Source organism: Halobacillus sp. K22 (assembly GCF_052246795.1).
In the GTDB taxonomy this organism is placed as follows: domain Bacteria; phylum Bacillota; class Bacilli; order Bacillales; family Halobacillaceae; genus Halobacillus.
Window position 1 is genome coordinate 1 of record NZ_JBQQCN010000021.1, and the last position, 23222, is coordinate 23222.

Here is a 23222-nt window from a genome sequence, read left to right on the forward strand (position 1 = left end):
CCTAATCAGGAACGTATGTTCTTACTTTAGGATATCACGGAAGGGAGAATATTCAAAGGCATTCGCCTTACGGCGACGGCATTCATCTCCCCCTTACCACCGGTCTTCGACACGGCGCTTGAAGAGGGAGTCTTCTGCCGATGAATGATAAAGGTAGGGAAATTAGCATCCCCCATAAGCAGCCCTTAAAAAAATTCGGTTCTTCCATCTATGCCCCTTCCTTTCAATATGTAACTTTTTGAAAATTTCCGCTGCAAAAACACATCTACGATCCAGGAGCAGCTATGTTATGATCGAATTACTAGCTTCCTATAAGAAGCGATACTTCCATCTATTTATCGTCATCGCTTGTTTTTATCCTACTCGATAGAAAGCTAGAAATCTGTTGAAATATCTGCTATATTTATGAAGTTATCCAATATACCAGTCGATTTTAAAGATAAAGGAGTTTTTTAGTTGAGAGTTGCTGTTCTCCTGCCTTGTTATAATGAAGAACAAACGATTGGCGCTGTGATCGAGGACTTTAGAAAAGAGCTTCCACACGCTGATATTTATGTATACGACAACAATTCCAAAGACCGCACCTCAGAGATCGCCCGTGAGCATGGGGCGATTGTTAAGAAAGAGTACCGGCAAGGAAAAGGTCATGTCGTCCGCTCCATGTTTCGCGATATTGATGCGGACTATTATGTCATGGCCGATGGTGACCGGACCTACCCGGCTCGATTTGTCCATCAGCTGCTGGAACCTTTGAAAAATCAGGAAGCTAATATGGTCATTGGTGACCGCTTATCAAACGGTACTTATGTGGAAGAAAACAAACGTAAGTTTCATAACTTCGGAAACAACATGGTTCGTGGATTAATTAATTTCTTATATAAAAGTGACCTGAAAGACATTATGACTGGGTATCGTGCCTTTGATCGTTTATTTGTCAAATCAATGCCAGTTATGAGCCCTGGCTTTGAAATTGAAACCGAAATGACAATTCATACACTGGATAAGCGATTCATTATTAAAGAAATTCCAATCGAATATAAGGATCGGCCGGAGGGTAGTGAATCCAAGCTTAATACCCTAAGTGACGGTTACAAAGTCGTGAACAAAATTTTCACCCTTTTTAAAGAGTATAAACCTATGCTCTTCTTTTCTTTTTGGTCCGTGCTTCTCCTCGTTTTAGGGCTGATTGCCGGTATTCCAGTTATCGTAGAATTTGTTAACACAGGTTTCATTGATAAAATTCCATCCGCAATTTTAGCCGTGGGACTTGTAATTCTTTCGGTCCTTTCCTTTGCATGCGGCTTGATCCTTGATACAGTCGCTGCGAACTTCAAGAAGCAATTTGAGTGGGAATTAAATAAAATTAAACAGGATATGAAGGAACAAAACTATGAATCGTAAGATGGTTGTAGGTTTGATCAGTTTAATAGGCAGTTTGCTAAGTACAATCGCTCTCGTTTCCCTGTACCAGAAATTCGGGGAAACGCATTGGGTAGTCATTGGGTTCACGTTTGTATTTTTCACCGTGGTCCATGCACTGACACTAACTTCCTATTTGAACCATAAAGAATCGTACGTCCGGTTTTTCAAGCGGCCGACCGTCCTGACCTTCTTACTTTTATTTTCCTTTGTCCTTTTGTGGAGTTTAAAAACCTCTTCCGGGTACTTAGCAGATTCCCCATGGCTGTTCGCAGTCTATGTGTTTTTAATTTCCTACGTCACTCTGTTCACAAGTGTTGGATGGCTTCTATATGTGTTAACCCATGTTTCGGTTCCCATTCGATGGCAGGAGCCTTCAAGATGGAAAATTGTTCTCTATGCCATTTTTCCCATTCTTGTTTGGTCTATGTATCTAGTCGCCTACTATCCTGGAACGATGACCCCAGACTCTCTATCTCATTGGGAACAGATTCACACGCTTGATTTCAGCAACTGGCATCCCGTCGTTTATACGTGGTATATCATGGGGTTAACCACTATTTGGAAAACACCGGCGATCGTAGCCTTTTCACAAATTGTCATTCTTGCTCTCTTTGGTGGATATGCGGCATACAGCCTTGAAAAACGCGGAATAGCTGCTAAGTGGGTTTGGATCGGTGTGCTTTTATTCGGTCTCTATCCATTAAACGGAATCTTTCCGATTGCCATCTGGAAAGACATATTCTTTAGCGGCTTTATCTTCTTGTTTACGATTTTTACTTATAACATCGTGTCCAGTAAAGGCGCCTGGCTTGCCTCAAACTGGCACCAGCTGCTGCTTGGGATCAATGCATTAGCGATCAGCTTAATGCGCAGTAACGGCATGCCTATTTTTGTGGTTATGGCCATTCTCCTGCTGATTGCTTATCGGGCCTATTTTAAGCGTTTACTAGCGACACTTGTTATCGTTGGTCTTGCATACTTCCTTATCTCCGGACCCTTTTTCAACTATATGGATGTCCGAGCAACGAGTCCGAATGAAGCGTTAAGTATTCCTACGCAGCAGTTTGCCCACATCATTAAAGAAAACGGGGAATTAACGGAGGAGCAGAAAAGCTACCTTGATTCTATTCTCCCTCTGGAAACCTGGAAAGCGAATTACAACCCTTATCTGACTGATAAGATCAAATTTGCCGGCGAGTATAATCAGAAGGTCATTTTTGACGACTTTGGCTATTATTTAAGTACATGGGCTTCCGTGGTTTCTAATAATTTTGGTCTCGCTGTTGAAGCTTATTTAGATCAGACATCAATCATCTGGCAGATCAACCAGCCGGAAGATGGCTACACGAGCACCTATGCAAGAAACGTTTACCTTTACAATGACTACGACTTAAAAACGTCTCCTTTGAGCAGTAACGTTTATCAAGTTATCAATGATAATTTAGTCAGGATTGAAATGTACTTGCTTGAAGTGGTCTTAAGACCGGCTGTATATACGGCTATCATCTTAGTTACTGGAGTGGCGCTTGCTCTTAAAACAGGAGTTCGTTCCCTGCTGGTCCTGCTTCCAGTCCTTTTGAATGCGGGGACGATGCTGCTCGCAACACCAGCCCAGGATTTCCGTTATCAATTTGCTAACGTATTAGTAGCGTTCTTAATGGCTGCTGTTGTTTTCCTTACATTCGATCCTAAACAAAAGAAGGTCCAACATGAGTAATTTTACGAAATCTTTAAAAGAAAACCGGATCGGCATCCTGTTCATGGTGCTCGCTTCCTTGCAAACCGCCCTTGGACAGATGTTTTGGAAAATGTCTGATGGTGGAATAAACTTTTTCTTAATCATAGGGTTTTTGCTTTATTTCCTGGGGGCCGTCATGATGATCGTTTCCTTCCGATTTGGAAGCCTCTCCGTGCTCCATCCACTGCTCAGTATTGGGTACGTTTTTGCTTTATTTTTCGGTAGTATCATTCTTCAGGAAACAATTACCGAAAGTAATTTAATCGGTACCTTTCTCATCATTGTAGGGGCCGCCTTGATTGGGGGTGGGGACAATTAGCTGGCTGCTTGTCGTCCTCCTGTTTACGCTGCTTGGGGCAGTAGGCGGGTACTTTTTCAAAAAAGCTACCAGTCATGGATTTGCTTTAAATATTTATTTCTTTAAACACCTAATCGTTGGCTGCAGCTTTTATGGTGCAGGAGCGATCCTGAACATCATTACGTTAAATTATCTGCCTTACACGATTGTGTTCCCGCTTACTTCAATCACTTATGTGTGGACCCTCGTTATTTCTTACTTTCTTCTTAAAGAAGTTATTACCATAAAGAAAGTGGTCGGCGTCACCCTGATTATCGCAGGCTCATTCTTTCTCATTCTTTAAGATAAATATGTTTTAACAAATAATGGATGACCTGAGGTGAAAACCTCAGGTCATCCATTATTTTCCTTATGATTTAATTTTAAGAACAGTCGGTAAAAGGAGGAGAAGGAGAGAAAAGCAATGATCGCCCCCGTAAAGATTGGAATCATCAGCGGAAAGACATACACGCTGATATACAGCATAACTGCTGAGGTAATCGCAACCGTCACAAAAGATATAGGACTAACGATCGTCACAAGAAACGCCTTTTTAAACGCTGCTCTTGCTTTTAGATCAAAATGAACGGTTACAGAGAAAAAGTTAATCGTGAATACATATAAAATAATCCCCAGGATAAAGAAGAGATTCATAATCAGTTCATTGACTGTAGAAAAATAATAGATATCCCCAAGTAAAATGCCCCATAAAATCGTAAAGACGATGCCTGCTTGTAAACTCACTTTATAATTTTCCTTATAATAGCTGAGATAAGAGCGATCTGACCTATCGTCCAGATCTTTTCTCACCCATTCCCTAGCTTTAGCAAACAACGCCGTTGTAGCGGGAAAGAACAAAATCGGCATCAATACGATCAATGTAGGGGCCAGGTAAAAGATATCCTCTACCTTTTCCGCATATATCATGCTGATAACAAGTAAAGCAATCGGCAGGTTGAATACTGCCCATTGTAAATTGTTGAGTGAAAACTTGGCTATCCACTCACTTACTGCATATAGTCCGCCTCTAATTCCTGATGTCCGGCTCATCTGTCTCCCCTTCCTATCTGAAGAAAACCCCTTTTGCTGGAAAAGGGGTTTATAACTATTTATTTAAGACTTAAGCCCACCACATCTCACCTGGTGGTTCTTCGATCAATACAGATCTCAGGTTTTTCACTGCCTGACTGAAACCTTCGTTAATCGACATGATCGGGTCTTCATGCTCGATGCTGATTACATGATCATAGCCGTAGGTTCGTAAAGCACTTACAATATTCGACCATTCCTGTGTCCCGTGACCATACCCAACAGAACGGAAGGTCCAGGCACGAGTTCTCACATTTCCATAAGGTTGCATATCCGTTAGACCGTACATATTTACATTTTCCTGATCAATATACGTATCCTTCGCATGGAAATGGTGAATGGCATCTGCATTTCCAAGAATCTTAATCGCAGCTACTGGATCAATACCCTGCCACCAGAGGTGACTGGGATCAAGGTTCGCACCGATCGCTTCATTGGTAGCTTCGCGTAGTTTAAGCATAGTATAAGGCGTATGAACGAGAAAGCCTGCGTGAAGCTCAAGTCCGACTTTAACTCCGTGCTCTTGCGCGAAATCTCCTTGCTCTTTCCAATAAGGGATCAGTTTTTCGTTCCACTGCCATTCTAACACATCTGAGTACTCTGCAGGCCAAGGAGTAACCGGCCAGTTTGGCGCCGTATCATTTTCATGTCCGCCTGGCGTACCAGAAAAAGTATTCACAACTGGAACATCCATTAAGCTTGCCAGTTTAACCGATTTCACAAAAGCTTCGTGAGATTCTTCGGCAAATGCCTGATCAGGGGAAATTGGATTTCCATGGCAGCTAAAGGCACTAATCGTCAATCCGCGGGAATGTACTTTTTCTAAGTATTCATTACGCTTTTCTTCACTTTCAAGCAGCTCATCTACATTACAGTGAGCGCTTCCCGGGTAGCCGCCCGTGCCAATCTCAACTGCTTTAAGTCCAGAAGCTTTTACGTGATCAAGCATGTCTTCAAAAGATTTATCGGAAAATAATACTGTAAATACACCTAGTTTCATGTCATGACTCCTCCATTCATTCGTTTAGTCGAGCTTTACACTTGTTCCGGTTTCACTGCTTAAATAAATAGCTTCCATTAACTTCGTCACCTGGAGAGCCTGCTCAGGCTTGACGATTAATTCATCCTCACCAAGACAGCTGTCGACAAAGTTTTTTGCCTGATACAGACCTGGTTTCGGCTCTCCTTCACGTATCTTCGCTGAACTGTCCCAGAGAGCTCCATATTTAGCCTTGTACAATTCAAAAGGATATACGCTTAATCCACCATCTACTCCAGAGATGCTTAATTTCGTATCATCATCTTTAATATTTGCGGCCCAGGAACACTCAAATTGTAAGGAAAGTCCGTTATCAAACGTAATATAACTGGTTACATGATCATCTACGTCAAACGTCTCGTGATCGAAAGCTCCCCAATCGTTCACCTGGCCCGGGGTCTTACTCAAACGATCATATGTTTTGCCCATAACCTCCACAGGCTTGGGATCATCAAGGAGCCACAGGGCAAGATCAAGAAGATGGCAGCCAAAGTCAATCAGGCTTCCCCCTCCCTGCAAATCTTTATTGGTAAACACACCCCAGCCAGGAACTTTACGTCTTCTCATCGCCTGCACACGCGTGACTAACGGATCGCCAATCTCCTGGTTATCCATTGCTTTTTTCGCAAGCTGAGCTTCCGGAGTAAAGCGGTAATGATAGCCAATGGATAGAAGACGGTCATTCTTTTTGGCTGCAGCTATCATACGGGTACACTCTTCTGTTGTAATTGCCATTGGCTTTTCACAAAGTACATGAACGCCTGCGTTCAAAGCGGCAATCGCAATTTCCGCATGGAACTTATTTGGTGTGCAGATCGTAACTGCATCTACCTTCTGAAAAAGGTCTTCATAATTTTGAAATACATGAGGGATATCGAACAGGCTGGCAGCTTCTTCAGCCCGGTCCTTATTTAGATCCTGTACAGCCGTCAGTACTACGGAATCCTCTAATTGTTGAAAAGAGGGGATATGCCTCCCCTGGGCAATCCCCCCTGCTCCGATGATCCCCATCTTCAATCGAGTCACTTCTTGACCCTTTCTAAACTGCTGATTTGTCTGGTTTCGCCAGAGCGAAGGGCTCCCAAAATGACGTCCAAGGATTTCATTCCTTCTTCTCCAGTGATCAACGGCTCTGTATCATTTTGAATGCTTTCCACAAAATGATCGACCACATGAGAGTTACTCTGCCCGTCTTCGTCATTGGACTGGATCTTGCCGAGCTGATAGTTTACGATATCTCCATTGGTGTACTGGGCAACTAAGGAGTAAATTGGATCATCCTCCAGACGCAAGGTTCCTTTTTCACCATAAATAACGGTTGAATTATCTTCTCCCGGCTGGTAAGCCCAGCTTGCCGTCATGGTACCTACCACTCCTTGTTCACTGCGCAGAATGCAAACGGCATTATCATCCACTGTAATATTTTCTTTAGCATTGTTCTCGATAAACCCGGCTACATCGATAAACTCTTGTCCAAGGATGTAACGAAGTAAATCTGCCTTATGTACTCCGAGGTCCCCCATCGCACCTATAAAGGCTTGATCTTTCTTGAAGAACCAACTGTCCTTTCCTTCTGCACTCCAGCCTTCTGGGCCGCCGTGTCCAAAGGTCGTACGGAAACTGTACACTTTTCCAAGATCTCCAGACGCGATCAGTTCTTTCGCTTTTACGTGAGAAGGAACAAAGCGCTGATTGTGAGCAATCATAAGTTTTTTGTTAGTTTGCTCGGCAGTTTGAATCATTTCTTCCGCTTCTTCTCTAGAGGTCGCCATCGGTTTTTCACATAACACGTGACAGCCTGCTTTGAGGGCCGCTATCGATACAGGGGCATGAAGGTAGTTGGGAAGACAGACGCTTACCGCATCGACAGTTTCGTTCGCTAGTAAGTCTTCATAGCTTGTATAGGCTTTAGCTTCATACTTCTCAGCTACTTCCTTTACTCGCTCTTCCACGATATCGCAGACAGCCGTGATCTCTACATTTTCATTCGCTTCATATTCTAGTAAGTGCCGGTTTTGAGCAATGCTTCCACACCCAAGCACAGCAATCTTCAGTTTAGACATTGTGAAAACCTCCTATTATTTATTAGAAATTTCTTCTAAAGGCTGGGCGTTCCCATATACATGTTTCGGGGTATTCGTGTTATTTACCCATTTGACGCCGTTTCTGATAACATTTTGTATTTCTTTATTATGATAGGTTGGATAGGTTTCATGGCCGGGACGGAAATAGAAAACTTTTCCTCTGCCGCGTCGGAAAGTAGCTCCGCTTCGAAACACTTCTCCACCCTCAAACCAGCTCAGGAATATTAATTCTTCCGGTGCCGGAATATCAAAATGTTCACCGTACATTTCCTCTTTTTCAAGTTCAATATACTCTCCTACACCTTCTGTAATCGGGTGAGTTGGATCCACCACCCATAAACGCTCTTTCTCGTCAGCTTCTCTCCATTTCAAATCGCAGGTCGTACCCATGAGTTTCTTAAATACTTTAGAAAAGTGGGCGGAATGCAGAACTACAAGTCCCATACCTTCAAGAACGCGCTGCTTCACTTTTTCAGCAATTTCATCTTTTACATCTTCGTGTGCTTTATGTCCCCACCAGACAAGTACGTCAGTTTCCGCTAAAACTTCATCCGTCAGGCCGTGTTCTTCCTCATCCAGAGTGGCCGTTTTTACATTTTCATGGTCTTCTCCAAGAAAACCAGCAATAGCTCCGTGAATTCCTTCAGGATAAATACCACTCACTACCTTATTTTCTTTTTCATGGCGATTTTCGTTCCATACTAATACGTTCATCGTTTACTCTCCCTTTCTTATCTCTTTTTTTAATGAGCAGCCCGATCTTCTTCTGGGTCTGTATTTTCCAGCTTAAGTGGCAGGCAGGAATCTCTTTCAACAATAACAGTCGGAATAATGATGCTTTTTTTGATCATCTCCGGATGGTTCAGTAATTCAATTAAGCTTCTCGCTGACTCGTGACCCAGTTGAAATGACTGTGTATCCACGGTTGTGAGAGGAGGCTTGGATAGCCTGGCGATCATCGTATTGTTAAACCCGACGATGCTCATTTCCTCCGGTAAACGAATTCCCTTGTCCTCAAGCGCTCTCATAACCTTCATAGAGTTGTAATCATCCGTAATCACAAGACCTGTCGGCGGTTCGGTCAACTGCAATATCTCTTCCACCACGGTCTCAGCATCCGCTTTTCCGGATTGAATATTTTTCAAATAGTGCATTGGTAGATCTAGTCCATGCTCGCTTAGGGATAATTTAAACCCGGCCAGCCGGTCACGTGCTACTTCATAATGGGAGTCTCCGCCGATAAAACCGATTTTTTTATGCCCCAGACCGACGAGGTAATCGGTAACCTCTTTACTCGCCTGGACATTATCATTATCCACAAACATTGTTTCACTCGTGTGGGTGACAGGTTTTCCAATCATAACGAATGGAAAATTACACTCCCTTAAGTAAGGAACTACGTTGTCATCTTCTCTTGAGTATAGAACGATCACTCCATCCACCCGTTTACCCTGGACCATTTTGACCACTTCCCGGTAGATCGATTCTTCCGTATTACCGGTTGTTAAGTAAATGCTGTAATCCTTCTCATGGCAGGCATCGCTGATCCCTCTGAGCAATTCTGAGAAGAACGGGTTATCGAAAGAATGGACAGAGGCCACCTTTGTCACAATTCCAATCGTTTGTGTAGACTGGCTGACAAGGACCCGGCCATTGTAATTCAGGTGATAGCCGAGCTCATCCATAACTTTACGAACCCGGCGTTTCGTTTTTTCACTGATCCTTGGGCTGTCAGAGATGACGCGGGACACAGTGGACGGGGCAACATTCGCTTTTTTTGCTACATCTTTAATAGTGACAGACACGTTCATCTACTCCTCTGACTCTATTTCACAGCACCCTCAGAAACTCCATTAATGATTTGTTTCTGTGCGAAGAAATATCCGATAATAACCGGAAGAATTGCAATCGTCAGCCCTGCAAGAGCTAAGTGCCATTGTTTCGTGTACTGTCCGAAGAAATAGAACATTTTTAATGGAATGGTGGCATTCGCTTCACTTAATACTAAAGAAGGCAGCAAGTAGTCATTCCAGATCCAGATGGTGTTCAAAATCCCTACAGTCACGGATATAGGTTTTAACAGTGGGAAAATAATATACCAGAACAACTGGAAGCGGCTCGCCCCATCAATGATCGCTGCCTCATCCATTGACTTAGAAACACCTGTCATTGCCCCGTGATAAAGGAAGATAGACAAGCTGCAGCCGAAACCAAGATACATGAAGATTAATCCGCCTGCATTCAGCATGTCCGCTTGTCCAAATATGGACACAAGCGGGATCATAACAGACTGGAATGGAATAAGCATCGCAGCAACAAAAATGAAGAAAATAAACCCGCTTAATTTACTTTTATTACGAGCAAGAGCATAGCCGGCCATGGATGAAAACAAAATGATGATGGCTATACTGCATCCGGTAACAAGAACCGAATTAAACAAGGACTTAAGAAAAGCTAAGTCGACAAAGGCCTGGGCAAAGTTATCAAAAGCCAGTTCAGAAGGGAAGCCTAACACGCCTCCGAAAATGTCACGTTTTGTTTTAAAAGCATTTACAACCATTAAGTAGAAAGGTGCAATCCACAGTAATCCAAGCAGAAGGCCGAGAATTTCAATGGAAAATAAATTCCGTTTTTCCTGATTTTTTTTCATTACATCTCAACCTCCCGTTTCTTGTTGTAATACACTTGGGTCAGTGCGACTACGGCTACAATTAAGAAGAAAATAACCGCTTTCGCCTGCGCATAGGCCATTTGGTTGTCAGAAAATGCGGTACGTACGATCTCCATGGACACCATTTGTGTGGAGTTAAATGGTCCACCATTGGTAAGCGATAAGTTCTGGTCATAAATCTTAAAGGACATAGAAAGTGTCAAGAACATACTGATCGTGAAAGCTGGAGCAACCAGTGGAAACGTAATGTTTTTGAAGCGCTGGAAACTGCTCGCGCCATCAATTTTAGCCGCTTCTATTAAATCTTTAGGAATGTTCTCAAGATAAGCAATGTAGATAATCATAATGTATCCGGCCATCTGCCAGGCTGTTAAAATGACCAGACCCCAGAAACCGGTGTTCGTCGTAGATAACCAGCCATTCAAGCCTTCAATACCGGTTAAGTTAGCTATATCACCAAACACACTGATGAAGATAAACTGCCAGATAAATCCGAGAATCAATCCGCCAATCAGGTTAGGCATAAAGAATACGGTACGTAATAAGTTATTGGACTTAATGTTACGTGTCACAATCAAAGCCAGTCCCATTCCAAACACATTAAGAAGCAGAACAGTGACAACAGCGAATTTGATCGTAAACCAAATCGATTGCATAAACTCATCTTCCTGGAAAAGGTTAATGTAGTTTTGGAATCCTAAGAATTCCGTAGCTGTAAGTCCATTCCAGTTTGTGAATGAATAAATAAAACCATAGATGAACGGAATAACGACAACAATTCCCAACCCGAGGATCACGGGAGTTAAGAATAACCAAAAGGCAAGACTGCGGTTTTTCATGTAAACCTCCTCCAATACTTTACACGTGCACTTTTTAAATAAAAGTCCGTGGTTTATCGATGTGATATCGATTTCATATTCTGATTAAAATAAACATCTCTCCTATTAGACTACCTATACGTCTAAATATCCTAATAGAGGAGATATTTATATGTACCAGCAGGACCGTTTATAAGCGACCCTGCCGGCTGTTTAGTTAAGAACTACTGACGAGCATCTTCCCAGGCTTTCGTTGCCTGCTGTTCAACTTCTTCCCAGGTAATGTCACCTGCGATATATTCCTGCATAGCTACACCTAGAGCATCCTCTGTCCAAGCTGTTGGAGCCCCAAGGAAGACCCAGCCCAGTGTATTTCCTTCTTTTGCATAGTTATAGATTTCCTGAGAAATTGGATCAGCAATTTCTTGATCTTCATAACCTTCATATGCAGGGATAAACTTGAATTCTTCTGTTACGAACTTCTTACCTGTTTCAGAAGTGTACATCCAGTCTAAGAAATCTTTACTTGCCTGCACGACTTCCTCTTCAGACTCTTTATTTACTACCCAGTAGTTAGGAACGCCAACTGGAATGCTTCCTTCATATCCTTCTACAGGAATCGGAAGAAGTCCAACGTTATTTTGCGCGAACTCTTCATCCATAGAGGCAATAGTGTTATACACCCAGTTCCCCTGTTGAATCATTGCTACATTCCCAAGAGAGAAATGCTCCTCAACCTGTTGGGAATAGTCAAGGCTCAATGTTGGTTGAATTGAGTTATCATTTTGCAGGTCTGTGAATCGCTTCATTTGGTCACCCATAGCAAATTCAACTGTGTCAGCTTCATAAGCTTCCATCACATCATGGTTAAACTCATCCGCAAGATAGGCATTAGCCAAGTGGTTACCCATTACCCATTGCTCTTTGGCAGGGAATGCAAATGGCGCTTCAATACCCAACTCGTCCTTTTTACTATCAAGTGTTTGAACAGCTGATTCTAAATCATCCATAGTTTTAATTTCATCTGGATTGATTCCTGCTTCTTCAAAAACTTTCTTGTTATAGAGAAGTCCATAACCTTCCTGGTTAAATGGAAGTCCTAGCACCTGGTCATCCCGCTTAACGCTGGACAAGGTACCTTCCAGAGCAGCACCTGCAGCATCCGTATCGGATAAATCCGCTAAGTATCTCTCATATTCATCTACATCTGTCGGACCGCCAATGTTAAAGATATCTGGTTCTTCTCCTGAAGAGAAGGAAGTTTTCAGTGAAGCACCATAATCATTTCCTCCGCCAACAGTTTTAACATTAATATTCACCTCAGGATTTTCTTCTTCATACATGGAAACCAGTTCTTCAAACTGATCTTTAAATTCGACTTTAAATTGGAAAACATCTACCGTTACCGCGTCTCCAGATGCTTCCTCTCCTCCTGAATCTCCACCGCTGTCGCCTGAAGAGAAGGAGCAGCCTGTTAATGCGATACTAGAAGCTAGAAGTGCAGTAGCAATACCCGAGTAAAACTTTTTACCTTTCATTTTTCCACCCCTATTTTTTCCGAATTATTGAATCCGCTTTCAATACGCGGCAAAAAAATAATCATCCTTGCCACAACTTATAATAGAGAGCGTGCATACGTTTGCACGATTGTTATGTAAAAAAACTCACTAACTAGATGAAAATCTCCTAATCAAATGAGTCTCCCTACCAACGAGCAACTTTGTGAATACGTTTGCACAAAATTCAATAATTCTTTAAGTTAAGTAAATAGTAACACGCGCTTATTAGAAAAACAACATAGAATATTAAAAAAATTCTCGAATTTGGGAACGATACCAATCATGATTCAGCAATTGCTTGTACCATTTAATAGAAAAAAAGTCGGGGAACTTCGCATTCTGCCGGCAATAATTCGACCATTAAAGAAGGTTAAGGACGCCCTGGAGATTGACTTCGAATTATAATACTCAGCCAGAATTTAGTCGAATATATTCTCTTTTTAAAAGCCCATTCACCAGACTGTTTCTTAGAGTACGAAACGTAAACGAATCAAGCATCATGAATTGAGTTTGGTGTTCATAAACTGGAACAGTGGGGTGAACTTATGAATAATAAGAACGGTAAACTAAACTGGAATGCTTTTTCTGAGAATGTTGAGAAAGTGCTGGGTGAAGACTTTTGGAATGATATGCATCATGTTATTCCAAAAAGAGGGCCTGCTTATGATTATTATGAGACAGAGGAAGAAGGCGTTTTAATTGTAGACCTTCCCGGTTATCATTCAAATGATCCACTTCACTTATCCCAGCAGGGAACTCAATTAATTATTAAAGGACAAATCTCCTATCCCTATCCTGTTCCTGAAGAGAAATTGATGCACAGTGAAAGATTGAAAGGCGAATTTAAGCGTATCATTCCCGTCCCTTTTCATTTCACTTATGAAGATGTGCAAACATCCTACAAAGACGGAATGCTGTTGATCAAAATTGCTAAGCGCTCTTCTGCAAATGAAATAGAAATCCAATTTTAATAAAAAACATGGATTTCTTTTTCATAATCCTCTCTTTTTTTGTGAAGCCGTACTTCAATCATCCCATCACTGTACTGAGCGGAAATGTTTCGCCGGCTGGGCTGCCCGGGTAAAGGGATTATCTTCTTCCCTTCTTCTATGCCTTCCACATATAACTTACAGTTACCAAGAGTAAGACGCAGTGCATCCAAGTCCGCTTCTTTAGGAAGTCGAATTTGAACAATATAATAAAGCATTAATTCAACCACTTCATAATCAAAGCCTGTGTTTTCCTTCTGTTCAGGTCCGGAATGGGGCGAATTAAACATATGCTGGGTTGGTTTGAGGGCATCTTCAATCGATTGTTGCACATATTTATTTATGCCTGCCATATCAAACATTGAACTTGAAAAAGGAAGTCCAGGCTGGCCGTCTTTTTGGTCACGGTTCGATTGATTGAACCACTTCATAAACTCTTTCATGCTTACAAAATCCTTTCATACCTTAGTGACAGGAGGTGGATACTATGACTCGTATATCTTTTCATAACCTCACCGTTGATCAAGTCTCCAACTCTTCAGGGATTTACTCGGGCACGAATGTGCAGTCCAAGTTCTCCGCTTATCATCAAAAAAATGAAGGCAGTGGAATGATTATAGGAAACAAAAATGTGCTGCAGCAGAACAGACACCTAATCATTAAAAAGCCAAATCCTCAGGGAGAGTAGCCGTCATGTTTTTTGGCAGACGGAACAAACCATCTCATGATACCGAACAGCTTTACAGAGAGATCTTAAAACTCCAGAAAGCTATAATGGAAAACCAGGGTAAAACCGTGGAGTATCACTTTCATTTTGACCAAGTTGATATCCACGACCCTAAACTTGAACAATTAAGTTTTCAACTGGATCATTTAGATATTGAAGACTTAAGCGGAGCTCTCAATCTAGGAAACAATTTTGGCGTTCAAGTCAAACCATCTTCTAAAGAAAAACCTAAATTGGAAAAAACAAAAGATGGTTTGAAATTTACATTTAAAGAAAAGGAGGAGTAATGTGAACTTTCTTTCTCCTAATTTTTTCATAAGAAATATTCATATTGGAACCGTAGAGGACGCCTCGTGTGTCAATCTCGGAAATAATGCACCCAGCGGGTTCGAAAGTCACAAAAAACATAACCAGGGATTTGGAAATGTTTATGGTGACGGAAATTCTCTCAAAGGTCTGCGCTCCATCTTAAGCGATTCAGCGATTCTGGATATGATGGTGAACAGTAAAGATCATGAAGTACCGGAATGGATTCAAGCGATGGTAAAGAATGAAATGGAAAAGGATGTTCAAGCTTCACCTTGACCTTTTCCATTTGAACTTTTTGTGGTTTCCTGCTTAATAGGCATATCTACCATGTCTTCATCATGGATCACATTTATATTCTGGTGAACGACATTACCGTTTCCAACGATGGTGCCTAAAGCCGAATTCTCTTTTTGATGAGCTGACCAGTTGTTTTGACTATTAGGTCCCACGAAAATCCCGGAACTCATCTTAATCTGATTGACGTTAATGCAATCGAATTGTATCTCCATCGAACCAGCCCCTTAGTATTGAACGTTAGGCTGAGGGTTGTTTACGGTCGGGTTGTTAAACGGCAGATCCACAAAATCATTATCGAATAAAGTATTTACATTGTTGGTGGCGATAAAAAATCCTACTGGGATGCCGGCAGCATTATTATTCTTTCCTTGCCACGTCCAGTCGGGTTGATTATTCTGCCCTGTTGAAATGGTGGAGTTATCATTAAGTGCATTGACAGCAATCTGGTTAAACACTACGGAAACAGGCATTTATTTCACCTCACCTCATTGTTGAAATATCCTATTCCAGGCTGCAAAGGAACGTGTCAGTCACCCAGTTGTTTGATTATTGTTGTCAGCTTGTTTCTCTCCTCTCCATCTCTCCTCTTCCATTCGGTCATAGCAATCCATACACAACTGGCTGCGAACGGTCCAATCGTCTCCCAGAGTGACCAGGTCATCCTCGCTTACTTCCCTTTGACAATTCCAGCAAATTTTATTTCTTCGATTTATATCGCGGAGGAACTCGTCGAATGTTGCCATGTGTTTCTCTCCTTTTTGTTTTGGGGATGTGTAAATCGTTATGGGTTTCAATAAATGAATTATAATATACTGCTTACTCCTTCACGAATGAGTAAGTTATTATCTTTTAAAGAAATAAAGAATTGATTATTTACTTTTTTATAAAGAAATATTTAATTTTTAAAGGTGTTCTTCTCTCAAATATCTAATGTTGTATAAAGGTAATTATTATTAGAAATGGGGATTTTCAAATGCAAACAATACCAGTTGCCGCACAAATGTACACATTAAGAGAAGAATCTCAAAAAGACTTTGCAGGTACTGTAAGAAAAGTAGCAGATTTAGGATTTGATGCTGTAGAGTTTGCCGGTTTCGGCGGCTTGTCAGCCCGTGAAATTAAAAGTTTACTTGAGGAAACGGGGTTACAAGCAGCTTCCTGCCACGTCCCTCTGGAGGATTTAAAAAACAATCTAGAACAAGTTATTAACGATCAGAAAACGATTGGAAGCTCTTATATCGTCTGCCCTTACATAGACGACCGTGAGGAAGAAGACTATCAAGAATTGATCTCTCTTTTAGATCATGTGGGCGAGCAATGCCGAAAGGAAGGCATCACGTTGTGTTATCACAACCACGATTTTGAGCTGAAGAAGCTGTCTGATGGACGTACAGCTCTTGAAACAATCTTCGATGATACTCAAGCTGAAAACTTAAAAACAGAATTTGATATTTACTGGCTGAAAAAAGCAGGGGAAGAGCCAGATCAATGGTTGAAACGCTACCAGGGGAGAAGCCCCTTATTACACTTAAAGGACATGACAGTGGATGAGGAGTCTTTTTTTGCTGAACTTGGTACAGGCGGTGTAGATCTGGATGCTGTATTCCAAGCTGGCGAAGAAGCAGGAGTGCAGTGGTGGATTATTGAGCAGGATGAGAGCAGGCGTACTCCACTTGAGAGTCTCGCTATCAGCATGGACTATATTAAACAAAAATTTAAATAAAAATAAGGCGCAGACTTTTTAAATAAGTCTGCGCCTTTTCTCCGTATGTAAAAAAGCCTGGGTTCACTTTTTGAACCAGGCCCAATTATTTACTTTGATGGATCTTCCATTTATTAAATTCCAGATATTCGCGAAATTGGTCTTTAGACACTCCTGAATTCATTGCTTCTTGAACGAGTTCCAACCAGTCATCATCAAGCGTTTCATCTTTTGCGTCTGATTCTCCATGAAGAAGAAAATTAATCGAGACATCCAATTCTTTTGATATTTTTTCCAAAAATTGAATCGATGGATTGGTCTGGATATTACGTTCAATGGAGCTTAGGTATGACTTTGCAACCCCTGCCCTCTCAGCTAATTCAGACAGCGACATATGACGGGTTTTGCGAATTTGTTTGATGCGTTCACCGATCATATTTTCACCTACTTTCTTACATAGTATGAGTATAGCATATTTTATGAGTACGTTCTATTTAAAGCACAAAAATCAGTAAGTAGACCTATTCTTGAACATTATAACTCATTCTTTTGTATCTTATAACACAATAGTGATCCGGAACACCTATGTAATCCATTCCTATTATATTCATCGGCTAAGAACTCATTTATTAAAGTTTTTTATAATGAAAGATCAACGATTTTATGTGTGAGACTTTCTTCAATCAGATATAATAAGGATAAATACAAAATAACAGGTGATTGCTATGAACGATCTCGTTGAACGTTTCGAAGTAGCCTTTAATCAGATCCACCAGCATCTTAAAGAATTTAATGGGTACCCGAAAAATGATAACTTCGTTGAATTATTGCAGCGAAGCAAGCTAAAGCACAGTGTGATCCGCGTCCACTTTGACCTTTTAAAACAGTACGCAAAACTTCGAAATGCGCTTGTCCATGAGAGAATACGTGATGATTATTATATTGCCACTCCTCATTTGGAAGTTGTCGAGAGTTTGGAGCATATTAAACAAACGCTTGATCAACCTCCAGAAGCGCTTGAATTTGCTACTCAGCCGGTCATCTTCTTTAAAGACACCAGCTTATTGACTGAAATTATGACTGCCTTTGACAAACAAGAGGTTTCGCAATTTCCTATCTACAGTGGGGACCATGAATTCCTCGGTTTACTAACGAATGACGGAATTGTTCGGTGGATTTCCCGGTCAGTGGAGCACAGTGTAGTGAATCTTGAGAATGTTACTGCCAAAGATGTACTTGCAGACGGGTTAAATCCAAGTGTAGAGTTTCTATCGTCACACGGAACAGTATACGAATTAGAGGAACGATTTGAAAGAAGCCTGGAAGAAGAACGTAAGTTAAAGGCTGTCATTCTCACCGAGTCCGGTCACGCCAATGACTCCCCTTTAGGTATCGTAACCACATGGGATTTAATAAAGGTGGATCGGAGGAATGAGGATGAGTGACCAAAAAACAACTGTTCGGGAGTTTTTCAAGTTTATTAAGGGTGGGTTTCCTTCCAAATGGATTCTCACCCTGGCTATCGTCCTCAGCCTTTTTGAAACAGCCGCAAGCCTGGTGGTGCCATTATTCACCAGGAATTTAGTAGACGGGCTGTCTACAGGTTCTTTAAGCACCGGACTTATTACCTTTCTTATCATAACCTTTGTGATCCAAACGGTTTCCAGCGGCTTTTCATATTACTTGCTTGCTTATATTGGAGAGCACATCGTTTCATACATAAGAAGGCAGTTGTGGGAAAGGGTTCTTCATCTGCCGGTTGCTTATTTCGATGAACATGAATCCGGTGAGACGATGAGCCGGATCACACAAGATACAAACACCGTCAAAAATTTAATCACCAACCATCTGGTCACTTTTATAACAGGGATTATATCCATTATTGGAGCAATAGTAATTCTGTTAACCATTGACTGGAGAATGACTGTCATCATGCTTGCCGCTGTCCCCCTTTCGTTTCTTATCATACTTCCACTAGGACGCATGATGTACCGTATATCTAAAAAAATGCAGGATGAAATGGCTGACTTCAGTGCAAATTTGGGTCGAGTTCTAAGCGAGATCAGACTCGTAAAGTCCTCCAATGCGGAAGGGGCTGAAAAAGATAAGGGCCGCGGAGGAATTGACCGTCTTTTTACTTATGGATTAAAAGAAGCACGAATTCAGTCCGTCATATCTCCATTTATGACGACGATTATTATGGTCGTGCTCGTTGTACTTATTGGCTATGGAGGGGTACGTGTAGCTTCTGGGGAGCTGAGTGCGGGTTCTCTTGTTGCGATTATCATTTATATGTTTCAAATTATTGTTCCTTTCAGTCAAATGGCTACATTCATGACCGCTTTCCAGAAAGCTATGGGGGCTACAGAGCGCATTCAGAGTCTGTTAAAAACACCGGCAGAACACAATATTCAGCCCGGTATGTTTGAGATGAAACCTCTTCAGTTTCATCAAGTGTCCTTCTCCTATGCGGACAGTCAGATGGTTTTACACGATTTGAATTTTACGGTTCAACCAGGAGAAACGGTCGCTCTTGTTGGTCCAAGCGGCGCTGGAAAAACAACTGTATTTTCTTTAATCGAGCGTTTCTACGCCCCAGTTTCGGGTGAAATTCGGATGGGGGACACGCCCATCGAATCGATTAACCTTTCTGTGTGGCGGCAGTCGATTGGCTACGTTTCGCAGGAAAGTCCCATTATGGCAGGATCGATCCGTGACAATGTGTGTTACGGTCTCGACCGGAACGTGACCTATACAGAAATTGAAAAAGCCTTGCATCAGGCCAATGCCTATGAATTTGTACAAGCTTTGCCGGCACAGTTAGAAACTATGGTCGGCGAACGAGGCATCAAGCTTTCTGGAGGTCAGAGACAGCGAATAGCCATTGCTCGTGCATTGCTGAGGAATCCTGCCATTCTGCTCTTAGATGAAGCGACCTCCAACCTTGATTCAGAATCGGAAGCTGCTGTGCAGACAGCCCTAAGGACCCTTATGCATGGCCGTACTACGTTTATCATTGCCCATCGGCTGTCTACTGTAGTGGAAGCTGATCATATGCTTGTTTTTGAAAAAGGACACGTCACTGGACAAGGGACCCACAAAGAGCTCTATGATCAGAATTTAATGTACCGACAGCTAGTGGATCAACAAATCATTTCTTAAAAAACCCAGATTATTAGCGAATTTTCTGTTCTGGGGAGTATTTTTTGTTGTACCAAGCCTTTAGGAAGTATATCATTAGATTAACTACACTTATGTAAAGGGGCATGGTGATGGCAGATGAACGCAGAATCGAACCATTCCGCTACTCATTTAATGAACCGCTGCCAGGGTTTTATAATAAAAAATTAAGCCCGCATATTTCCGGTCCGCTGCAGGTAAAAGATATCAGCTTGAACGGTCTTCGCTTTTCCTGTGATGAAAATCCAGAACTCTGTATGAAAGATGAGGTTCTTCTTTCGTTTATTTATCATAAAGATACGTATTCAGCAGAAGGACGTATCATCTGGATCAGTTCAGAGAATGGGACTATGACTTGTGGGGTTAACATCTTTAATTTTCCCGAGTCTCTTCGCAATGAAATTTACCGCTTAGGTTATTCCCTTAACAAAAATAAGAACTTTATATAATCAAAAGCTTCCCCCTTGGGAGGCTTTTTTTGAATATAAAAATAGCCACCTCAGGTCATCCAATATTTGGATGACCTGAGGTGGCAGGTTTTGGTTTTTGGGTTTTAGGTGATGGGGAGACCTGTTATTTCGAAGTTGGAACCGTTTTGGAAGGTTCTGATTCATTTCCTTCTAAATCGACCGTCGTTACGTAATACTTATATTGTGAAACTTCCGAGTCTGCATACGATTTTCTTTCATGATTCGAGATACTGGCAACTTTCTCAAATTCCTCTCCATTCTTACTACGATAAACTCTGTAACCCGCTACATAATCTTCACGCACAGCGTACCACGTAACCAGAGTTCCGTTGACTTCAACATTCGCAGGTGCTTTAATATCAGACTTTTTCTTTTCAGGTTCTTTCAGAATCGAATACACGACCAGCCGGTCCTGGTGACCTCCCTGATCACGTATAAACTCTCCCGTGCAGGTAATGAGATTCAGCCTTCTTTCATCAGTAGGACCAAAAATCCGGCTGATCGGGGAATCGTTCTCCGGGTAGCTTTCTAATTTCTGCACGACGTATGTTTTCTTCTCGCCGTTTTTATCGGTGACTATAATTTCATCCCCTTTTTCAAGCTTGTCCAAGTCATAGAAAACCGCTGGACCTGTACGACTGTCCACATGGCCGGCAATTACTGAGTTCCCGACATTCCCAGGTTCCGTACCAGGCTCAAACCAGCCTGCTTTGTCCGGGTCTTCAGGTACTCCCATTTGTCCATTATCCAGGACACCGACCGATTCAATTTCAGAGTTCACATCAATAGCAGGAATTTGAATATTTGCTGGAATTATCCCAGTTTCTTCCTGGTCTTCTTCTTTCACCACTTCAGACGAATTCATGTCTTTATCTTTATTGATGACTGTGAACTCCCCGCCAGCCACCTGTTCCTTAAGTTTCTCTTCAAGAGGTGTAATATCTGAGGCTTTGACCTTAGGATTTTCGATTCTCTCTACTTGAGTGTCCGATTTTGAACTGGTCAGATTCGCCCATACATTCGTTTCATATCCAACCATGAGAAGAGCTGCTATACCTACGATTGTAAAGTAAACCTTCCACTTCATTTCCATAACCCATCACCTTTTTTATTTATTGAATATCCATTCTTTAAAACCACTAAGAAGAGAGGAATTTCCTCTCTTCTTTAGTCTAACGAACCAGCTCTTGGGAAGCGAATTTATTAGTTAGATTTCTTTCTGTAAAGCACTCCACCTGAGGCAAGAGCAAGGATTCCAAATGCAGCCCAGGCCCATACAGAGAGTGAGCCTCCTTCACTCATGCCTCCCATACCTGTATCAGGCATTTCTTCAGGCATTTGATCGTTAGCGGACTGGTCAGGCATTTGTTTAGCAATCGCATCTCCAAGAGTTTCACCGATACCAAACATAAATCCATAGCCCTCACGGAAGCTGGTGTAAGCTGCTTCATAATCTTCCGCTACATAGTGATCAAACGTTTCAAGTACATCTTCTTCATGTTTCCATACAGCTTCAGTTGCTGCTTCTTGTGGAAGATTGTCTTCCGTAGCTGAAGCTAAGAAAGCACCGAAATCTTCAGCAAACATTTTCAAGCTTTCTTCCGCGTCCATACGAGCTTCTTCATTGCTTTCTAAAGCTGCTGTTACAATTTCAGATTGAGCCGTGATATGATCCTGCTGCCACACTTTTTCAAACTGGGCTGCTCCTTCTTCTCCGTAAAGGGACTCGATCGTTGCTGTAAAGTCTTTCGTATGCTCATTTTCAGCCCAGGTTACAAAGTCATAATCAGGCGCCTGGTTGAATCCTTTTTGCATTTCAAGAGTGGCTAAAGCAAAGTGCTCAGATGCCAGTGCGTTCAAGTTAGAACGCAGATCTGCTGCCTTAGCACCTGCTTTTGTATAGTCAAATTTCTCTGGCATTTGAGTCGTAATAGCTGTGGAAAGGGCTTTGCTAATATCAAACATGCGATGGAACCCTTCGCGGAACGACTGGTAAGCCTTCTGGTATTCTTCATTTACATAGTGGTCAAAAACATTAATGACATCCTGTTCATGAGCCTCCAGTACTTTCTTTGCTGCTTCTTCTGACAAATTTCCCTCTGTTGCTTTTGCTAAGAATGCTCCGAATTCATTTACGAATTCTTCTACCTCTTGTTCAGCCGCTTGGCGGGCTTCCGGGTCATCATTCTTTGCGGCTTTCACAAAATCATCGGAGTAATCATTATGTCCTTTGAAAATGTCCTCGAACTGGGCCGCTGCTTTTTCACCGTACACAGAAGCGATTGCCGGTATCATATCCTGCGCATTTTGATCCAGCTTATTCCAAACCTGGTCGGCGTCTTCAGCCTCCTCATAGGATTTCATCATAAACGTGGTAGCCAGCACAAAGTGTTCTGATAACAGCTTGTCCAAATCCGCTCTTAGATCCGCGGCAGGAGTTTTAACCGTGGCCTTCGTCTCCCCGTGGTTATCAGCCAATGCAGCTGATGGCGCTAATAGCAGTACGGCCATCATAACGACAAGAATTTTCTTTAATGTTTTCAATTCCTCATCTCCTTTATCATTTTTTATCATTCATCGGCAGAAGACTCCCTCTTCAAGCGCCGTGTCGAAGACCGGTGGTAAGGGGGAGATGAATGCCGTCGCCGTAAGGCGAATGCCTTTGAATATTCACATAGCTATCGTCTAATAAAATTAATTGGATCACTTTTTAATAAAATTTTTTTAGTGAATTTATTTGGAAATAAAAACCACCTCAGGTCATCCATTATTTGGATGACCTGAGGTGGTA

At 41.9% G+C, this 23222-nt stretch carries 28 protein-coding genes; 12 read left to right on the plus strand and 16 right to left on the minus strand.

The window, feature by feature from the left end; all coding sequences use genetic code 11:
- Window positions 1-456: 456 nt before the first annotated feature.
- From ACTWPM_RS14545 to ACTWPM_RS14560, 4 genes are read left to right on the plus strand one after another with little or no spacing between them, the layout of a single operon-like run.
- Window positions 457-1401, plus strand: a complete 945-nt coding sequence (locus ACTWPM_RS14545) for a glycosyltransferase family 2 protein (protein WP_443133755.1) — start codon at window positions 457-459, stop codon at window positions 1399-1401.
- Entirely contained in the window at window positions 1391-3139 is a 1749-nt protein-coding gene (locus ACTWPM_RS14550) for a DUF6020 family protein (RefSeq protein WP_443133756.1), read from the plus strand. The genes ACTWPM_RS14545 and ACTWPM_RS14550 overlap by 11 nt, the downstream gene beginning before the upstream one ends.
- Complete coding sequence (locus ACTWPM_RS14555; protein ID WP_443133757.1) at window positions 3132-3479, plus strand: EamA family transporter; 348 nt, start codon at window positions 3132-3134, stop codon at window positions 3477-3479. Before ACTWPM_RS14550 ends, ACTWPM_RS14555 begins: the two co-directional genes overlap by 8 nt.
- Complete coding sequence (locus ACTWPM_RS14560) at window positions 3466-3801, plus strand: EamA family transporter (protein WP_443133830.1); 336 nt, start codon at window positions 3466-3468, stop codon at window positions 3799-3801. Before ACTWPM_RS14555 ends, ACTWPM_RS14560 begins: the two co-directional genes overlap by 14 nt.
- A gap of 50 nt (window positions 3802-3851) precedes the next feature.
- Here ACTWPM_RS14560 and ACTWPM_RS14565 read toward each other — a convergent pair whose 3' ends face one another.
- The 9 genes from ACTWPM_RS14565 to ACTWPM_RS14605 form a co-directional block, all read right to left on the minus strand.
- Complete coding sequence (locus ACTWPM_RS14565; protein WP_443133758.1) at window positions 3852-4547, minus strand: YesL family protein; 696 nt, start codon at window positions 4545-4547, stop codon at window positions 3852-3854.
- A 70-nt stretch (window positions 4548-4617) separates the two neighbouring features.
- Complete coding sequence (locus ACTWPM_RS14570) at window positions 4618-5586, minus strand: sugar phosphate isomerase/epimerase family protein (RefSeq protein ID WP_443133759.1); 969 nt, start codon at window positions 5584-5586, stop codon at window positions 4618-4620.
- Window positions 5587-5610: 24 nt separating this feature from the next.
- Window positions 5611-6651: a Gfo/Idh/MocA family protein gene (locus ACTWPM_RS14575; RefSeq protein ID WP_443133760.1), complete on the minus strand. Its 1041-nt coding sequence runs from the start codon at window positions 6649-6651 to the stop codon at window positions 5611-5613.
- Window positions 6648-7688: a Gfo/Idh/MocA family protein gene (locus ACTWPM_RS14580; protein ID WP_443133761.1), complete on the minus strand. Its 1041-nt coding sequence runs from the start codon at window positions 7686-7688 to the stop codon at window positions 6648-6650. Before ACTWPM_RS14580 ends, ACTWPM_RS14575 begins: the two co-directional genes overlap by 4 nt.
- A gap of 15 nt (window positions 7689-7703) precedes the next feature.
- Complete coding sequence (locus tag ACTWPM_RS14585; RefSeq protein WP_443133762.1) at window positions 7704-8423, minus strand: ThuA domain-containing protein; 720 nt, start codon at window positions 8421-8423, stop codon at window positions 7704-7706.
- 29 nt (window positions 8424-8452) lie between these two features.
- Window positions 8453-9514 (minus strand): LacI family DNA-binding transcriptional regulator, encoded by a 1062-nt coding sequence (locus ACTWPM_RS14590; RefSeq protein WP_443133763.1) that lies wholly within the window; start codon window positions 9512-9514, stop codon window positions 8453-8455.
- 20 nt (window positions 9515-9534) lie between these two features.
- Window positions 9535-10359: a carbohydrate ABC transporter permease gene (locus ACTWPM_RS14595; RefSeq protein WP_443133764.1), complete on the minus strand. Its 825-nt coding sequence runs from the start codon at window positions 10357-10359 to the stop codon at window positions 9535-9537.
- On the minus strand, window positions 10359-11219 hold the full coding sequence (locus ACTWPM_RS14600) for a carbohydrate ABC transporter permease (RefSeq protein WP_443133765.1): 861 nt from the start codon (window positions 11217-11219) through the stop codon (window positions 10359-10361). Before ACTWPM_RS14600 ends, ACTWPM_RS14595 begins: the two co-directional genes overlap by 1 nt.
- A gap of 203 nt (window positions 11220-11422) precedes the next feature.
- Window positions 11423-12736: an ABC transporter substrate-binding protein gene (locus ACTWPM_RS14605; protein ID WP_443133766.1), complete on the minus strand. Its 1314-nt coding sequence runs from the start codon at window positions 12734-12736 to the stop codon at window positions 11423-11425.
- 566 nt (window positions 12737-13302) lie between these two features.
- Here ACTWPM_RS14605 and ACTWPM_RS14610 point away from each other — a divergent pair.
- A complete protein-coding gene (locus ACTWPM_RS14610) occupies window positions 13303-13728 on the plus strand; it encodes an Hsp20/alpha crystallin family protein (protein WP_443133767.1) in 426 nt (141 codons plus the stop codon).
- Here the strand turns inward: ACTWPM_RS14610 and ACTWPM_RS14615 are convergent.
- Entirely contained in the window at window positions 13725-14189 is a 465-nt protein-coding gene (locus ACTWPM_RS14615) for a hypothetical protein (RefSeq protein WP_443133768.1), read from the minus strand. The two genes, ACTWPM_RS14610 and ACTWPM_RS14615, sit on opposite strands and share 4 nt — an antisense overlap.
- Window positions 14190-14233: 44 nt before the next feature.
- Between ACTWPM_RS14615 and ACTWPM_RS14620 the strand changes: the two genes are divergently transcribed.
- From ACTWPM_RS14620 to ACTWPM_RS14630, 3 genes are read left to right on the plus strand one after another with little or no spacing between them, the layout of a single operon-like run.
- Window positions 14234-14434: a hypothetical protein gene (locus tag ACTWPM_RS14620; RefSeq protein ID WP_443133769.1), complete on the plus strand. Its 201-nt coding sequence runs from the start codon at window positions 14234-14236 to the stop codon at window positions 14432-14434.
- A gap of 5 nt (window positions 14435-14439) precedes the next feature.
- Window positions 14440-14760 carry a hypothetical protein gene (locus tag ACTWPM_RS14625; RefSeq protein ID WP_443133770.1) on the plus strand — a complete coding sequence of 107 codons (321 nt, stop codon included), beginning with the start codon at window positions 14440-14442 and terminating at the stop codon, window positions 14758-14760.
- A 1-nt stretch (window position 14761) separates the two neighbouring features.
- On the plus strand, window positions 14762-15058 hold the full coding sequence (locus ACTWPM_RS14630; protein WP_443133771.1) for a hypothetical protein: 297 nt from the start codon (window positions 14762-14764) through the stop codon (window positions 15056-15058).
- Here the strand turns inward: ACTWPM_RS14630 and ACTWPM_RS14635 are convergent.
- The 3 genes from ACTWPM_RS14635 to ACTWPM_RS14645 are packed head-to-tail and all read right to left on the minus strand — an operon-like array spanning window position 15043 to window position 15822.
- The gene (locus tag ACTWPM_RS14635; protein WP_443133772.1) at window positions 15043-15291 is read right to left on the minus strand and encodes a hypothetical protein; all 249 of its coding nucleotides are present in this window, start codon (window positions 15289-15291) and stop codon (window positions 15043-15045) included. The genes ACTWPM_RS14630 and ACTWPM_RS14635 overlap by 16 nt on opposite strands.
- 12 nt (window positions 15292-15303) lie before the next feature.
- A complete protein-coding gene (locus ACTWPM_RS14640) occupies window positions 15304-15549 on the minus strand; it encodes a hypothetical protein (RefSeq protein ID WP_443133773.1) in 246 nt (81 codons plus the stop codon).
- Between the two features lie 60 nt (window positions 15550-15609).
- Entirely contained in the window at window positions 15610-15822 is a 213-nt protein-coding gene (locus ACTWPM_RS14645; RefSeq protein ID WP_443133774.1) for a hypothetical protein, read from the minus strand.
- Window positions 15823-16052: 230 nt separating this feature from the next.
- Here ACTWPM_RS14645 and ACTWPM_RS14650 point away from each other — a divergent pair, with 230 nt between their 5' ends.
- Window positions 16053-16802, plus strand: coding sequence for a sugar phosphate isomerase/epimerase family protein (locus ACTWPM_RS14650; protein ID WP_443133775.1), 750 nt, complete (start codon window positions 16053-16055; stop codon window positions 16800-16802).
- Between the two features lie 85 nt (window positions 16803-16887).
- On the opposite strand, the gene ACTWPM_RS14655 is transcribed toward ACTWPM_RS14650, so the two are convergent.
- Window positions 16888-17217, minus strand: coding sequence for a helix-turn-helix domain-containing protein (locus ACTWPM_RS14655; protein WP_443133776.1), 330 nt, complete (start codon window positions 17215-17217; stop codon window positions 16888-16890).
- Window positions 17218-17506: 289 nt separating this feature from the next.
- Between ACTWPM_RS14655 and ACTWPM_RS14660 the strand changes: the two genes are divergently transcribed.
- The 3 genes from ACTWPM_RS14660 to ACTWPM_RS14670 all read left to right on the plus strand — a co-directional run bounded on the left by ACTWPM_RS14660 (window position 17507) and on the right by ACTWPM_RS14670 (window position 20410).
- Complete coding sequence (locus ACTWPM_RS14660) at window positions 17507-18226, plus strand: CBS domain-containing protein (protein WP_443133777.1); 720 nt, start codon at window positions 17507-17509, stop codon at window positions 18224-18226.
- Entirely contained in the window at window positions 18219-19943 is a 1725-nt protein-coding gene (locus tag ACTWPM_RS14665; RefSeq protein ID WP_443133778.1) for an ABC transporter ATP-binding protein, read from the plus strand. The genes ACTWPM_RS14660 and ACTWPM_RS14665 overlap by 8 nt, the downstream gene beginning before the upstream one ends.
- Window positions 19944-20053: 110 nt before the next feature.
- On the plus strand, window positions 20054-20410 hold the full coding sequence (locus ACTWPM_RS14670; protein WP_443133779.1) for a PilZ domain-containing protein: 357 nt from the start codon (window positions 20054-20056) through the stop codon (window positions 20408-20410).
- A 124-nt stretch (window positions 20411-20534) separates the two neighbouring features.
- On the opposite strand, the gene ACTWPM_RS14675 is transcribed toward ACTWPM_RS14670, so the two are convergent.
- Together ACTWPM_RS14675 and ACTWPM_RS14680 are read right to left on the minus strand one after the other, a co-directional pair.
- The gene (locus ACTWPM_RS14675; RefSeq protein WP_443133780.1) at window positions 20535-21524 is read right to left on the minus strand and encodes a sortase domain-containing protein; all 990 of its coding nucleotides are present in this window, start codon (window positions 21522-21524) and stop codon (window positions 20535-20537) included.
- Between the two features lie 110 nt (window positions 21525-21634).
- On the minus strand, window positions 21635-22975 hold the full coding sequence (locus tag ACTWPM_RS14680; RefSeq protein WP_443133781.1) for a copper amine oxidase: 1341 nt from the start codon (window positions 22973-22975) through the stop codon (window positions 21635-21637).
- Window positions 22976-23222: the final 247 nt, after the last annotated feature.